At 65.1% G+C, this 14,178-nt stretch carries 13 protein-coding genes; 2 read left to right on the top strand and 11 right to left on the bottom strand.

The window, feature by feature from the left end:
• Positions 1-52 precede the first annotated feature (52 nt).
• The 11 genes from AWY79_RS16255 to AWY79_RS16205 all read right to left on the bottom strand — a co-directional run bounded on the left by AWY79_RS16255 (position 53) and on the right by AWY79_RS16205 (position 10,303).
• Positions 53-1,045, bottom strand: coding sequence for a BMP family protein (locus AWY79_RS16255; RefSeq protein ID WP_066806225.1), 993 nt, complete (start codon positions 1,043-1,045; stop codon positions 53-55).
• A 298-nt stretch (positions 1,046-1,343) separates the two neighbouring features.
• Positions 1,344-2,633, bottom strand: coding sequence for a TRAP transporter large permease (locus tag AWY79_RS16250; protein WP_066806222.1), 1,290 nt, complete (start codon positions 2,631-2,633; stop codon positions 1,344-1,346).
• Positions 2,634-2,636: 3 nt separating this feature from the next.
• A complete protein-coding gene (locus AWY79_RS16245) occupies positions 2,637-3,116 on the bottom strand; it encodes a TRAP transporter small permease (RefSeq protein ID WP_066806220.1) in 480 nt (159 codons plus the stop codon).
• A gap of 102 nt (positions 3,117-3,218) precedes the next feature.
• Positions 3,219-4,289 carry a DctP family TRAP transporter solute-binding subunit gene (locus AWY79_RS16240; RefSeq protein WP_099093217.1) on the bottom strand — a complete coding sequence of 357 codons (1,071 nt, stop codon included), beginning with the start codon at positions 4,287-4,289 and terminating at the stop codon, positions 3,219-3,221.
• 418 nt (positions 4,290-4,707) lie between these two features.
• The gene (locus AWY79_RS16235; protein ID WP_066806218.1) at positions 4,708-5,835 is read right to left on the bottom strand and encodes a M20 family metallopeptidase; all 1,128 of its coding nucleotides are present in this window, start codon (positions 5,833-5,835) and stop codon (positions 4,708-4,710) included.
• On the bottom strand, positions 5,836-6,441 hold the full coding sequence (locus AWY79_RS16230) for a DUF1989 domain-containing protein (protein ID WP_066806216.1): 606 nt from the start codon (positions 6,439-6,441) through the stop codon (positions 5,836-5,838).
• A complete protein-coding gene (locus tag AWY79_RS16225) occupies positions 6,441-7,271 on the bottom strand; it encodes an amino acid ABC transporter ATP-binding protein (RefSeq protein ID WP_066806214.1) in 831 nt (276 codons plus the stop codon). The genes AWY79_RS16230 and AWY79_RS16225 overlap by 1 nt, the downstream gene beginning before the upstream one ends.
• The gene (locus AWY79_RS16220; protein WP_066806212.1) at positions 7,268-7,939 is read right to left on the bottom strand and encodes an amino acid ABC transporter permease; all 672 of its coding nucleotides are present in this window, start codon (positions 7,937-7,939) and stop codon (positions 7,268-7,270) included. Before AWY79_RS16220 ends, AWY79_RS16225 begins: the two co-directional genes overlap by 4 nt.
• Entirely contained in the window at positions 7,936-8,610 is a 675-nt protein-coding gene (locus AWY79_RS16215) for an amino acid ABC transporter permease (RefSeq protein ID WP_078063826.1), read from the bottom strand. Before AWY79_RS16215 ends, AWY79_RS16220 begins: the two co-directional genes overlap by 4 nt.
• A 22-nt stretch (positions 8,611-8,632) precedes the next feature.
• Entirely contained in the window at positions 8,633-9,487 is an 855-nt protein-coding gene (locus AWY79_RS16210; RefSeq protein ID WP_066806205.1) for a transporter substrate-binding domain-containing protein, read from the bottom strand.
• Positions 9,488-9,748: 261 nt separating this feature from the next.
• Complete coding sequence (locus AWY79_RS16205) at positions 9,749-10,303, bottom strand: cupin domain-containing protein (protein ID WP_078063825.1); 555 nt, start codon at positions 10,301-10,303, stop codon at positions 9,749-9,751.
• Between the two features lie 397 nt (positions 10,304-10,700).
• Here AWY79_RS16205 and AWY79_RS16200 point away from each other — a divergent pair, with 397 nt between their 5' ends.
• The gene (locus tag AWY79_RS16200; protein WP_066806204.1) at positions 10,701-11,012 is read left to right on the top strand and encodes a hypothetical protein; all 312 of its coding nucleotides are present in this window, start codon (positions 10,701-10,703) and stop codon (positions 11,010-11,012) included.
• Between the two features lie 349 nt (positions 11,013-11,361).
• Positions 11,362-13,773, top strand: a complete 2,412-nt coding sequence (locus AWY79_RS16195; RefSeq protein WP_158509905.1) for an SPFH domain-containing protein — start codon at positions 11,362-11,364, stop codon at positions 13,771-13,773.
• The last annotated feature ends 405 nt before the right edge of the window (positions 13,774-14,178 follow it).

Here is a 14,178-nt window from a genome sequence, read left to right as displayed (position 1 = left end):
GAAAACGGGCCGCTCCCCCGACAAGGGGAAGCGGCCCGCCGTGAGGGTTCGTTTAGAAGGTGGACTTGGGCTCGGCGTCGTCGATGGCGACGGTGAAGGTCCCGGCCTTGATCTCGTCGGCTTTCTGCGCCACGGCCGCCTTGACGTCGGCGGGAATCTTGTCCTCGAACTCGTAGAACGGGGACAGGGACGCGCCGCCCTTGGCCATCATGGTCCACTCGCGGTAGTCCTCGGCCTTGAACTGGCCCGCCTCGACCAGCTGCACGGCGTGGCCGATGGCGGCGTCCATGCTCCACAGGGCGGAGGCCACGACCACGTCCTTGCCGTTCTCTTCCTTGTTCATGTCGTTGACGTTGCCGAAGGCGATGATGCCCTTTTCGCGGGCCGCGTCGACCACGCCCGCGCGCTCGGCGTAGAGCACGTCCACGCCGGACTCCACCTGGGCGAAGGCGAATTCCTTGGCCTTGGGCGGATCATACCAGGAGCCGATGAAGGAGACCTTGAACTGGACGTCCGGGTTCACGGATTTGGCCCCGGCCATGAAGGCGTTGAACAGCCGGTTGCATTCGCCGATGGGATAGCCGCCGACCATGCCGATCTTGTTGGTCTTGGTCATCTTGCCCGCGACCATGCCCATCAGGTAGCACGGCTCGTGGATGTAGTTGTCGAACACGGAAAGATTGTCGCCGCGCGGGCCGAAGGAGTCGCCCATGAGGTAGGCCACGTTCGGGTAGTCCTTGGCCACCTTGGTCACGTCGCGGGAGATGCCGAAGGCCTCGCCCACGATCAGGTTCACGCCCTTCTCGGAGTACTCGCGCAGCACGCGGATGTAGTCGGTGTTGGATACCTTCTCGGAGTACACGTACTCGATTTCGCCCGCGTCGGCGGCCTTTTGCAGGGCCTTGTGCAGGCAGGCGTCCCATTTCTGCTGGATGGGCTGGGTGTAGATGCCCGCCACCTTGAGCTTGCCCGCGGCCATGGCGGAGCCCGCGAACAGGGCGACCGCCAGGCAGAGCGCCGCCGCGATGGTCAGAATGCGTTTCATTAAAATCCTCTCTTGCGGTTGATGGTATGGAATGTCGCGCGGCCGTGACGATGGCGTCCCGGCCCGGTGGAAGGTGCAATGGCAGTGCCAGAAGACGCGGCCCGGCTTATTGCCAGCAAACCCCGGCCCCTGTGATGTGAAGCCCGCCCGGAAGCGCGGCTCGCGCGGTCCGGAAAGGTTACATTTTTGAAATTATCTGGTGTTCGGATCAAGGGTATTTAACGGGATTGTAAAATGGTTCGAGACAAAACCGGGCGTAAAAAAAAGGGGCCTCCCCGCCACGGGAAGGCCCCCGGCCTTACGGCGTATACAGTCCGGCCCACTGGGGCAGCACCAGCGACAGCGCCGGAATGAGCGAGATGATGATCAGGACCACGAAGTCCATGACCACGTAGGGGATCGCCTCCTTGGCGATCTCGTCCACATCGCAGCCCACCAGGTTGGCGGCGGTGAACAGGTTGACGCCCACCGGCGGCGTGGCCTGGCCGATGGCCAGGGCCGAGATGAAGATGACCCCGTAGAACACCGGGTCCACGTGGAACGCGGAGAGCACCGGGATGAGGATCGGCATGAGCAGGTACGAGATGGAGATGGCGTCCAGGATCATGCCCAGGCCGAAGAGCAGGACGTTGACCAGGATGATCATGACCACGGCGTTGGGCGAGATGCGGATGATCAGGTCGGCCATGGCGTCGATGACCCCGGTGACCGAGGCGGCCCAGGTGAAGATGCCCGCGAAGGCCACGATGAACATGATCACCGAGCTGGTCACGGCGGAGTCCACCAGGATCTCGATCAGGTCGCGCCAGCCGATGGAGCGGTAGACGACCACGGCCACGAACAGGCTGTAGAAGACCGCCACCACCGCCGCCTCGGTGGGCGTGAAGATGCCGGTGTAGATGCCGCCCAGGATGACCACCGGGGCCATGATCGCCCAGAAGGACTGGCGCAGGGCCTTGAGCAGGTCGGTCATGCAGCCTCGGCAGACCAGCCCCCGGTAGCCCCGGCGGTAGGAGATGTACCAGGCCACGAGCATGGTCGCCAGCCCGGTCAGGATGCCGGGGATGATGCCCGCCACGAACAGCGCGGACACGGACACCGAGGTGATGTTGCCGTAGATGATGAAGGCGATGGACGGCGGGATGATGATGGACAGGTCCGAGGCGTTGGCGATGGTCGCCCCGGCAAAGGCCTTGTCGTAGCCGTTCTTGAGCATGGGGGTGAGCAGGATCAGGCCCACGGCGGCGGTGGTGGCCGGGCCGGAGCCGGACATGGCGCCCCAGAACATGCAGGTCAGCACGGCCACGATGGACAGCCCGCCCGTGGCGCGGCCCACCAGCAGCTCGAAGAAGTTGGCGATGTGCGCCGCGATGCCCGCCCGTTCCAGGATGACGCCCGCCAGGACGAAGAACGGGATGGCCAGCAGCGGGAAGGAGGCGATGCCCGAGGCGAAGTTCACGCCGAGCATCTCCGCTCCCAGGTCGAAGTACAGGATGGTGGCCACCGCGGACACGCCGAGCGACGTGCCGATGGGCGCGCCCATGACCATGAGCACCAGGAAGAGGACCAGGATGAGCAGGAATTCCATGGCTTACTCCTCCTCCGGGTCGGCCAGCTTGCGCACGGCGTCGCAGTAGATGCCGTGGAAGATGAAGACCGACAGGACCGGCAGCCCCAGGTAGTAGATCCACACCGGGATGTTCAGGGCGGCGGACTTGGCCTCGAACAGGGTGATCTCGTCGTAGATGGCCTGGATCATGTAGTAGTCCAGGACCAGGAAGAGCAGGGCGGCGAGCAGGGAATAGATGACGATGCACGTCTTCTGCGCGCGCCGGGGGAAATGGTTGAAGAAGGTCACCATGCCCATGTGTCCGCCCCGCTTGAAGGCGATGCCGATGCCGATGACGGTCATCCAGACGAAGAGGTTGATGGTGATCTCCTCGGTGGCGGCCAGGGAGAAATGAAAGATGTACCGGCTCAGGACGTTGAGGAAGGCGATGATCACCATGCCGGCCATGCAGAGGGCCACGAGCCAGTGCTCGAGGCTGAAACCAAACAGTAACTTTTTCACACGCTTACTCCGCTATTCGGGTTCCGCAGGCGAAACCCCGTGAGAGAGCCCGCCCCGGAGAACCACTCCGGGGCGGGACGCAATCGTCGGCAAGGGAAGGGCTTATTGGCCGATGTCGGCCTTGGCCTTCTCATAGAGATCGGTACCGATCTCCTTGACCCACTTGTCGTAGACGGGACGGGTGACCTCGGCAAAGGCGGCCCGCTCCTCGTCGGTAAGCATGTGGACTTCCATGCCCTTGCTTTCCAGGAAAGCGATGGGGTCCGGAACTTCCATGGTGTAGTTGAATTCGTTCTTGAGGATGTTCAGGGAGACGTCGCCGTCAAGTCCGGCGCGGCTCAGGGCGGTTTCGAAGCGGCCCGCCTCGTTGGCGGCCTCCATGATCGCGTTTTGGATCTCCTCGGGGAAACCGTTCCACTCCTGCTGGTTCCAGTAGATGATCAGCGGATCGACCAGGTAATTCCACATGGTCGCGTACTTGTGGTACTGGTAGATCTGGATGGGGATGAGCACGCCGACCGGGTTCTCCTGGCCGTCGACCACGCCCTGCTGGAAACCGGCGACCGCGTCGCCCCAGTTCATGTTCACCGGGTCGGCGCCCAGCTGGCGGAAGGTGTCGATGAACAGCGGGTTGCCGACCACGCGGATGCGCAGACCCTTCATGTCGGCGGGGGTCCTGACCGCGACCTTGGAGTTGGTCAGCTGGCGGAAGCCGTTCTCGGCCCAGGCCAACGGCTCGATGCGCTTGGCGCGCATGGCCGCAAACACGGCCTCGCCCGCCTGGCCGTACTTGACCTTGTCCAGGGTCTCGAAGTCGTTCAGGAAGAAGGGAAGATGAAAAATATTGGCTTCGGGGATGACCGGGCTGATGTTGATGGTCGAATCGATGGCGCAGTCGATGACGCCCTTGGCGACCATCTGCGAGCTCTTGAGCTGCGCGCCCTTGAGCAGGGCGGACCCGAAGTACGGTTTGACGTTGATCTGGCCGTTGGTCTTTTCGCCGACCAGCTCGGCGAACTTGGTGGCGCCCATGCCCCAGTAGAGCTTCGGCCCGACCGTGACCTGCATCTTGTATTCTTTCTTGAACCCGGCGGCCCCGGCGGACAGCGCCGTCATGAGGATGGCCACGACCGCGAACGCGACCGCTTTACGCATCATTTTGAGATTAGACATGCAACCAACTCTCCACTGCAATAAATTACTGCCGGAAGCGGTGCGCCCGGCTCGATGAAAAACGGCCCGGCGCGGGTGCCCCGACAAGAGCTATATGTAATGAGCGGCCCGCCGCGCTCCGCCCTGTCCGCGCCGGAAAGACCGGCACCGGCCCAAGGCCGCGACATTCCCGCCGTTCCGGGGACCCGGGACGGCACCGGGAAGCCCGGCGGCGGCTGACGCTCTCGAATAACCTGGAAACCCCGGCAGCGGCAGCGATACCCCATCCCACGCCGCGCCCGAAGGGCTTGAACCCGGGCGGCTGCAGGCCACCCCTTCTCAAATTTGCGGAATTTCAGCACAGGTGCTTTCAAAAGTCCACTCTTTCCCACGACATGGCACGGCGGGAAGGCCGGACGGGACGCCGGTTCGGGGCCGGTCAGGGGTTGTCGGGGGCGGCGGCCCAGGCGGCTCCGATGGCCTTGTACAGGCGCACGGCCTGGCGGATCTCCCGGATGGCGCAGTACTCGTCCGTCTGGTGGGCCATGGCCGGATCGCCCGGTCCGAGAACAAGGATGGGAACGTCGGGGAGGGCGCGCCGGAATGCGGCGGCGTCCGTGAAGAACTGGACGGTTTCAATGGCCGGGGGCGCGTCCAGCAGGGGCGTCAGGACCTGGAAGGCGCTTTCGATCCACGGCTCGGACGGCTCGGTCCAGACCGCCGGGATGTCCAGGAGCTGCGCGGCGATGGTCCCGGGAGGCGCCGCCCGGATGATCCTGTCCACGATGTCCGGGCCGTGCTGGCCGGGCAGGGTCCGCATGTCGATGTCGAAGGTGGCCCGGTCCGGCACGGAATTGGTGTTCATGCCCGAATGCAGGGTGTTGACCGAGAGGGTCATGGGGCCCAGGTGGGCGTGGTCGGGCACGGCCCAGTCGATGTCCCGGATGGCCCGGATGGCGTCCACCGCCTTGTACAGCGCGTTGTCCCCCAGCTCGGGCATGGCGCCGTGGGCCGTGGTGCCCGTGGCGGTGCAGCGCAGCCAGAGCGCTCCCTTGTGTCCCAGGAGCGGGCGGCAGGAGGTCGGTTCGGCGACCACGACGGCCCCGGGCTCGCCGAGCAGGGCCGGGTCCGCCAGAGCGTGGAAGGACCCGGTGCAGCCGGTTTCCTCGCCGCCGAAGACGTACAGGGCCAGCTCGCGGTCCATGCCCTCGGCGATCATCTCGAGGGCCGCGATGCACATGGCCGCGATGCCGGACTTCATGTCGCTGGCCCCCCGGCCGTAGATCTTCCCCGCCGCCTCTTCCGCGCCCAGCGGCGGGTGCGACCAGGTCTGCCCGCCGAACGGCACGGTGTCTATGTGTCCGGCGAAGCACAGGGCCGGAGCCCGGTGCCCCGCGTTGAAGCGGGCCACCAGGCTCCCTCTGCCTTCATCGAACCGGTCCAGCGTCACGCGGGCCCCGCCGGAGGAGAGCAGGGGGGCCAGGAGGTCGAGCGCATCCCGTTCGCGACCCGGAGGATTGGTGGTGTCGATCCGGATGAGCCGCCGGGCCAGGTCGATGACGTCCATTTATTTCGCCTCGAGAATCTCGAAGTGGGTTTCGGTGGGATCGCAGGCCTCCCCGTTGATGGGCAGGATGTCCTGGGGGCAGTTGGACATGGCCACCACGCAGTCGACGGCCGCGCGCAGGACCACATAGTCCCCGGGCTTGGAGACCGGGGGCAGCCACTCGACGACGTTGTCCGTGGCCGGGGTGTTCATCCACAGGTTCAGGGGGCTGGGGCAGGTGCACGGCGTGTGGCCCAGGGCGGCCATGGCCGCGTACATGTTGTCCTGGCAGTTGTCGTGGTATTCGTCCACGCCCAGGCCGATGTAGCGGTAGATGTCGCAGGCGGCGATCAGGGTGTCGTGGACGCCCGGGGAGGTGTCCTCCTCCAGGTGCAGCAGGGGGCGGCGGCGGTTGGAGACCAGGGCGTCGCCCACCCCGGGGATGACCTTGTTCAGATAGGCCCGGGTGTGCTGCATGGACAGGTATTCGCTCATGTCATAGGGGTTGAAGGCCCAGGTGTCGACGATCTGCTGCCCGTGGGTGTTGATGATCTTGATGGCCTGGCCGGCCTTGAGGAACACGGCCTTTCCGGTCCTGGGGGGAATGCGGGTGGGGGCGGTTGTCATTATAGACTCCTTTCTTTGTGGTTTGGTGCACTGACGTTGCGCCGGTTCCAGGAACCGAGGAACCTTTCGAGCCGGGGATCGTCCGATGCGTTGAAAATGGCGTCCGGGCTGCCCTGGATGACGAGCCTGCCGTCTTCGAGGAAGACGACGCGGTCCGCCACCTCGGCGGCGAAGCCCATCTCGTGGGTGACGACGATCATGGTCATGCCTTCGTCGGCCAGGTTGCGCATGACGTTGAGCACGTCGTCGACCAGCTCGGGGTCGAGGGCGGAGGTCGGCTCGTCGAAGAGCATGATGGACGGCTCCATGGCCAGGGCGCGGGCAATGGCCACCCGCTGCTGTGCCTGGCCGCCGGAGAGGTTGGCCGGATAGCTGTGCAGCTTGTCGCCCAGCCCGACCTTCTCCAGCATGGCCGCGCCCCGTGCCTCGGCCTCCCTGCGTCCGGCCCGCTTGACCGAGCGGAGGGCCTCGGTGACGTTGTGGAGCACGCTCATGTGGGGCCAGAGATTGAACTGCTGGAAGACCATGCCGAGGTCCCGGCGCGCGTCGCGCACGGACGCGGCCGAGGCCGGGACGCGCTTGCCGTCGTAGGTCTCGGAATAGCCGATGCAGTTGCCGTCGATGAGCACGGCGCCCTCGTCGTAGGTCTCCAGGAGGTTGATGCAGCGCAGCAGCGTGCTCTTGCCCGAGCCGGAGGGGCCGATGAGGCAGACCACTTCGCCCTGGTGGATGTCCAGGTCGATGCCCTTGAGCACCTCGATGTCCCCGAACCGTTTGTGCAGTCCCTGGATCTGGATGGCCAGGGCCTTGGCTACGTGTTTCTTGGTCATGATGATTTCCCTCGGAGCGGTTTGAGATGCTTCGTGACCATGGCCTCCAGCTTGGCGCCGCCCCTGGACAGGGTTTCCACCAGCAGCCAGTAGAGCAGGGCCAGGGCCAGCAGCGGCTCGGAGATGGTGAAGGTTTCGTTGATGATCTTGGCGGTCTGCTTGGTCAGGTCCGGGACCGTGATGATGGACAGCACGGCCGAGTCCTTGACCAGGATGATGGCCTGGTTGACGAGGGCCGGAAGGACCATGGCCATCATCTGCGGCAGCTGGATGCGCCACAGGGACCGGAAGGGCGGGATGCCCAGGCTCTCGGCCGCTTCCAGCTGCCCCGCGGGGATGGCGTCGAAGCCGCCCCGGAAGATTTCCGCGAAATAGGCCGCGCCGTAGAGGGCCAGGCCGACCACTCCGGCCGTGTCCGGGTCGAGGACCAGGCCGAAGCTCGGTCCCGCGTAATAGAGCAGGAAGAGCTGGAGCAGGATGGGCGAGCCGCGAAAGAACTCCACGTAGATCCGGCACGGAACCCGGAGCCAGCGCAGGTTGCGGCGCACAAGCTCCAGGCCGAGCCCCAGGACCAGGCCGAGCAGGATGCTGAGGGTGCAGATGACCACCGTGGTGCGGAGGCCGCCGAGGATGATCGGCCAGTAGCTGTCGAGCACGGAGAGGTTCATGCCGCACCCTCCTCGTGGCCGCTCAATCTGCTGCGGACCGACGATCCCAGGACCGAGAGGCCGAAGCACATCAGGATGTAGAGCAGGGCCGCCGCGGAATAGATCTCCGTGGGCCGGTAGGTGGAGGAGACGAGCTGCTGGCTGGTGCGCAGCAGTTCGATGACCGTGATGGTCGAGGCCAGGGAGGTGTTCTTGAGGAGCACGATGAGTTCGTTCACCAGGGACGGCAGGACGCGGAGCAGGACCTGGGGGATGACGATGCGCGTCAGGATGCGCGTCTCGGCCATGCCCAGGGCGCGGGCCGCCTCCAGCTGTCCCTTGGGAAGGCTGTTGAACCCGCCGCGAAATATCTCGGCCTGGAAGGCGGCGGAGTTGAGGCTCAGGCCGAGGATGGCGGCCAGCACCGGCGGCACCTCCAGCCCCACCAGCGGGAGCATGTAGAAGACGATCATCAGCATGACCAGGATGGGAATGCCGCGCAGGGCGCTGATGTAGACCTTCATCAGCCCGCGCAGCACGCGGTTGCCCGAGAGCCTGCCCAGGCAGACCGCCATGCCGACCGCCAGCCCCGCCGTGATGGAGGCGAGGGCCACCGCAAGGGTGACCCCCGCTCCCTGTATCAAGAGGGGGAGGTTGTCGATGACGACCGTGTAGTCCAATGACGCGTTCATGTCGGGTCGTTTCCCTGGATGGCTACTGGACGGGGACGGGCAGCGCGTCGGCGGGGACCGGCATCTCGAAGCCGAACCACTTCATTTGGAGTTCCTTCATCTTGCCGGACTCGTTGAGCTTGCGCAGGCCCGCGTCGAAGAAGTCGGCCAGGGACTTGGATTCCGCGTCCTTGCGGGCGGCCCAGGAGAAGTACACGGCGGGGCCGAAGGGCGGGGTGATGATGCGGAAGGCGTCGGGGCGCTTCTTGACCGCGTCGGCCAGGTTGGGAAAGGCCTGGGCCACCGCGTCCAGCCGCCCGGCGGCCAGGTCGGCGTAGGCCTCGTCAAAGGACACGTATTCCCGCACGTCCTTGAAGGATTTGCCCTCGGCCGCGAGCTTCTCCCCGAGGCCGAGCAGGGCCTTGAGCTGGGCGGAACCGGTCTGGGAGGCGACGACCTTTCCGGCCGCGTCCCCGGCGGTCTTGATGTCGGAGTCCTTGCGCACCAGGAGGGCGACCGTGGCGTCGGCGATGGGCAGGGAGAGGGCGTAGCGGTCATACCGCTCCTTGGTGGCGGTGACCGAGGTCACGATGTAGTCGAATTTGCCGGCGGCCAGGCCCGGCAGGATGCCCTGCCAGGGCACGTCCAGGCGGTTGAGCTTGACGCCGGGCAGGTCCTTCATGATCAGTTCGAGCAGGTCGGCGGAATAGCCCACGATCTTGCCGTTCTCCACGAACTCGAAGGGCGGGAAGGCGGCCTCGGTGCCGATGGTGATCTCTCCCTTGTCCTTGATGTCCTGGAGCAGGTCGGCCCAGGCGGCGGTGACGGTGAGAAGCAGAACGGCCAAGGCCACGGCCATGCACCTGACGCTGCGTTTGAAAAGGGGGGGACGGGTCATTCTTGTTCTCCTAATACGGTTGAGTTGGCTGCGCGGTCGCGACTAAAAACTTGACTGATTTTAGCAGCTCTCGTGCCAAAACTTTCGTGTAGGGAAAATTCTCCGGGAATATGTTGAAAAGACTGAGGTTTGGAAGGGTGCCTATGGGCAACCGGGGAAAGGGGTTTAAAGGGGTGTGTGACAAATATGGGAAAATTGAGAAAATTTCCTGAGAGGAAATGACAATTATGGGCAGCCGCGAGGCGGCGCGGCAAGGCGGGATCAGTAGGTCGGCGGGGTGTTGACCCAGAGGACTCGGGCGGTGACGGCGCCGTTGTTGCGGAAGGCGTGGGGGAGTTCGGAGCTGAAGAAGAAGGAGTCGCCTTCCTTGACGTGGTAGGTCTGGTCGTCCACGGTCAGCTCCAGCTCTCCGGTCAGGACGTAGCCGACTTCCTCGCCCTCGTGGGAGATTTCGCCGAGGCTGCTGCCGCCCGGTTCGACCACGTGGATGTGGGCCTGGAGGGTGTGGCCGGGCAGGTGGGGCGACAGGTATTCGAGGACCACGCCCCTGCCCGTGGTCATCTGGGCCATGTGCCGCTCGCCCCAGTGGGAGACGATGCCCGGCGCGGCGTCGGGCTGGAACAGGGCTCCCATGTTGGTGCCCAGGGCCTTGGAGATGCCCTGCAACGCCTTGATGGACGGGTTGCCCTTCCCGTTCTCGATCTTGGACAGCATGCTTTCGGAGCAGCCCGCCTTTTCGGCGAGATCGCGGAGGGTCATCCCCTGGGCCTTGCGCAGTTGGCGGATGTGATGTCCGAGGACGTTCTGTTCGTTCATGGTCGGCTCCTTGACGTTCGTTACACCCTTTTAGCAATTTCTTTCCCGTGATTCAAGATTTTCATGAAAGTTTCCAAAATCGGGCGGAGGTTCGATCTCGGGCTCGGTTTCGGCGGGGGGCGCGTCCCGGATTTCGGGGCGGGGTATATTACCTTTTATTGCGCCGGTGATTGTGGTAATGGACGGATCGTTCAACGGGAACCCGGCCGGACTTCGGATTAGACGAGGTTTGCCTGCCGGGCGTCGGGCAATCCGGGGGATTCCCCTGAATCGATGCAACGGCGCAGCTCCCGGAACGAGGGCGTCTCAGGCCTGAATGGCACCGTGTCTAACCACCTCGGCAAAGGTCTTGATTCCAGTGGCGGCAAGCTTCAGACGATACAGCAAAATCGGACTCGTGCTGGCGATATGCCTGCTGATGGCTTCGGCCACCGGCCAGGTCCATCGTTTGTCGCACCAGTTCGGCCACAACCTTGCCGCGCGGGCGCTATCCGTCGACACCGGTCCGCTGGTCAGCCTGGCGGATCTGGGGGACACCGACAACGGGGAAGACGACCTGCACCACGTCCTGTCGGTCGAAGCCTGGTGCTTCATCCCGTCACTGCCGCCCCATGGGTCCCACGGGTTCTTTTCCCTGGCCGCGACCCTGCTCCCCAATTCCGAAGAACATCTTTCCCGATTTCTCCCCCGCCCGCCTCCGCTGGGCTGATCCCGCACCCTTTTCCCCTGTCCGGCAACGGCCCGGCGCATCACGGCGGATGACCGCCTGACGGCCTGTCCCTGTCCGGTTCCGGGCGATTGGGGTCCCGAGACCGTCTGCCATTGAGCGCAAAGGCTGCCGGGCGTCCTTCTGGGAACACCGGCATCAACCTCCCCCCAAGCCGGGTGTCGCAACCGGCCACCGGCGTTTCCGGGGGCTTTACCGCAAGCGCAAAGTCAACGTTCCGAACGGTTCTCGCCGGAGGATGCCTCCTCCGGCCGGTGTCCGTCCGGACCCTCCGCATGCCGGGGGCGGGGACTTCTGTATCAAGGATGACCGCATGAATAATTTTCTGAATATGCTTATTTCAAGCCGGGAGATGGTGGGAGTGGTCCTGCTCGTCCTGATCGTGGTGTTGTGCCTGATCGGGCTGAGCATCGTTCTGGTCCCGGGCAACAAGATCGCCATTGTCGAGCGCCGCTGGCTCGGCCGCAAGATGCCCAGGGGCAGGGTCGTTGCCATGCCGGGCCAGGTGGGTATCCTGGCCAAGACGCTGGAGCCGGGACTGCACTTCATACTGCCCTTCGTGTTTACCGTGCGCAAGATCGCCTTCCAGCAGATCGGCGTGGGCGAGGTGGGCCTTGTCGAAAGCATCGACGGCGAGCCGGTCCCCACCGGCCGCATCTTCGCCAAGGTCGTGCCGGAGCACGACGCCTTCCAGGACGGCGTGAAATTTCTGGCCAACGGCGGCCAGAAGGGGCCGCAGCTCCAGATCCTGCCTCCCGGCACCTACCGCATCAACTCCAACCTGTTCCATGTGAACAAGGTCAAGCCCATCGTCGTCGGCACGGGACAGATCGGCATCGTCACGGCCATGGACGGCCAGCCGATCCCCTCGGGCAAGCTGCTCGGCGAGAGCGTGCCGGGGCACGACAACTTCCAGGACGGTCAGGCCTTCCTGGAGAACGGAGGGCAGCGCGGGCCGCAGCTCGACATCCTCCTGCCCGGCACCTACCGCATCAACACGGCGCTGTTCAAGGTCGGGATCAAGGAGGCCATGGTGGTTCCCCCGAGCCAGGTCGGCCTGGTGCTGGCCAAGGACGGCCTGCCCCTTCCCGACGGAGAGCGCATCGCCAAGATGGTCTCCGGCCATGACGATTACCAGAACGCGCACAAGTTCCTGGCCCAGGGAGGGCAGCGTGGACCGCAGCTCGAAATCCTGCGTCCGGGAACCTATTACATCAATCCCCTGATGTTCAAGGTCGAGCTGGACGACATCATCGAGGTGGAACGGGGCGAAGTCGCGGTCTACATCTCCAACGTGGGGTTGCCGCCGACCGAGGAAATGAAGGCCCATCAGGCGACCTTCGACAACTCCAGCGTCCACCAGGAAGCCGGGGTCGGCGAGCGGTACGTGGTGCCCAAGGGATACCGGGGCATCTGGGAAGAGGTGGCCGGTCCGGGTCACTACTACCTGAACCGGTGGGCGTACATCCCGCACATCATCAGGACGACCAACCAGACCTTCGAGTGGGAAAACTCGGCCAAGACCCGGTTCGACAGCCTCAAGGTCATCTCCAAGGACGGCTTCCTGATCGACATCACGCTCAAGATCGTTGTCCGCGTCTGGCCGGAGCAATGCCCCTACCTGGTGGCCAAGGTCGGCAGCGTCGACATCCTGGCCCAGGACGTCATCCATCCGATGATCGAATCCCAGTTCCGCAACCAGGCGTCCTCCATCTCGGCCATGAACTTCCTCCTGAACCGCGAGGACGAGCAGGCCAGGGCGCACAAGCAGGTCCGGGCGGAGCTTCGGAAGTACTATGTGGAATGCGTGTCCGTGCTGATCTGCCAGGTCAGCCTCCCCGAAGAGCTGATGCAGACCCAGACCCGAAGGATCATCGCGGAACAGCAGACGGAGATGTTCGCCCGCCAGCAGGTGGCCGAAGAAGCGCGCATCGCCACCGAGAAGACCCGCGCCACGGCGGACCAGCAGATCGACCTGGTCCGGGCGGAGATCGACTCCAAGGCGGCCTACGAGGTCAAGTCGACGACCATCACCATCGCGGAAGGCAAGGCCAGGGAGATCGAGGTCATCAGCCAGGCAAAGGCCGACGCCTACCGACTCCAGAGCGAAATCCTCGGCGAAGAGGCGATAACCGCCATCGAGATTATCCGGCAGGTCGCGGAAGGCAAGATCAAGATCACCCCGGAAGTGATGGCCGGAGCAGGCCAGGGCGGGCTCATGGACGTGGTCCTGGCCCAGCTTGTCCGGGACGGGAAAGGGTGGTCCGCACCGGCCCGCGCGATCCAGGCTTCCCCGGAACGAGGGGCAACCCGGAAACCGGCGGCTCCCGCGCCGTCTCCCAAGCTGCCTGCGGCCCAGGCGCCCGCCGCTGCCAAACCCCGGGCCGGAACGGAACCCGCCGCAACCGCGGTGAAACCGTCCCCGGAAAAACCGGCCCAGCCTCCGGCGACCGTCCTGTCGCCCGAGATGCAGGTGGCCACGGCACCGGCGGCCAAGGCGCAGCAGCCAGACAAGGCCGATGCGCCCAAACCGGCGGCAAAGCCGTCTCCGGCGACCCCGGCCAAGTCCCCGGCGGCGGGCCAACCGGCCAAGGCCGCTGCAAAGGCCGCCGTAAAAACCGTTGCGGCCAACCCCCAGGCCAAGGCCGACGGTCCGAAGCCCGCAAAGGGCGCGGCCCAGAAAGCGGCCCCTGCGGGAGCTGCCAAGCCCAACGGCAAGGGCAAGGCGGTCTCCGCCGCCTAAACCGCCCTGCGGATAATCGCCGGCACGGCGACTCGCGAGATCTGATCCGATCGGACAGGATGGCGGCGGCCATCCTGCCCGGTCGGGCCTCGCGCCCGCCGCTCGCCGTCCGCGCCCGCGCTCCAGCGCGGACGCGCCCCCGCCGTTTCGCTCGTTCCGAACCCGAGCCCCATGCCCTGAAAAAAAAGAGGCCCCACGCAGATAGCACGCTGCGCGGGGCCGATGGAAACTCCGTTCGCCAGGTGTCGCAAGGTCCTGCGCGACGGCTTACGGAGGTGTTCGACAGTCTCTTCGAAAGGATCGCCGAGCGCGGCGGTTCGGAGACGTCCGTCCCTTGGACGGGGGTCCCTGGTCCTGTCCGCGATCCTTTTGAGCAGACTGTGAAGCCGGGGGGGAAACCCGGGG

It is taken from the genome of Pseudodesulfovibrio indicus (assembly GCF_001563225.1).
In the GTDB taxonomy this organism is placed as follows: domain Bacteria; phylum Desulfobacterota; class Desulfovibrionia; order Desulfovibrionales; family Desulfovibrionaceae; genus Pseudodesulfovibrio; species Pseudodesulfovibrio indicus.
This window is presented reverse-complemented; position numbering and strand designations above follow the sequence as displayed.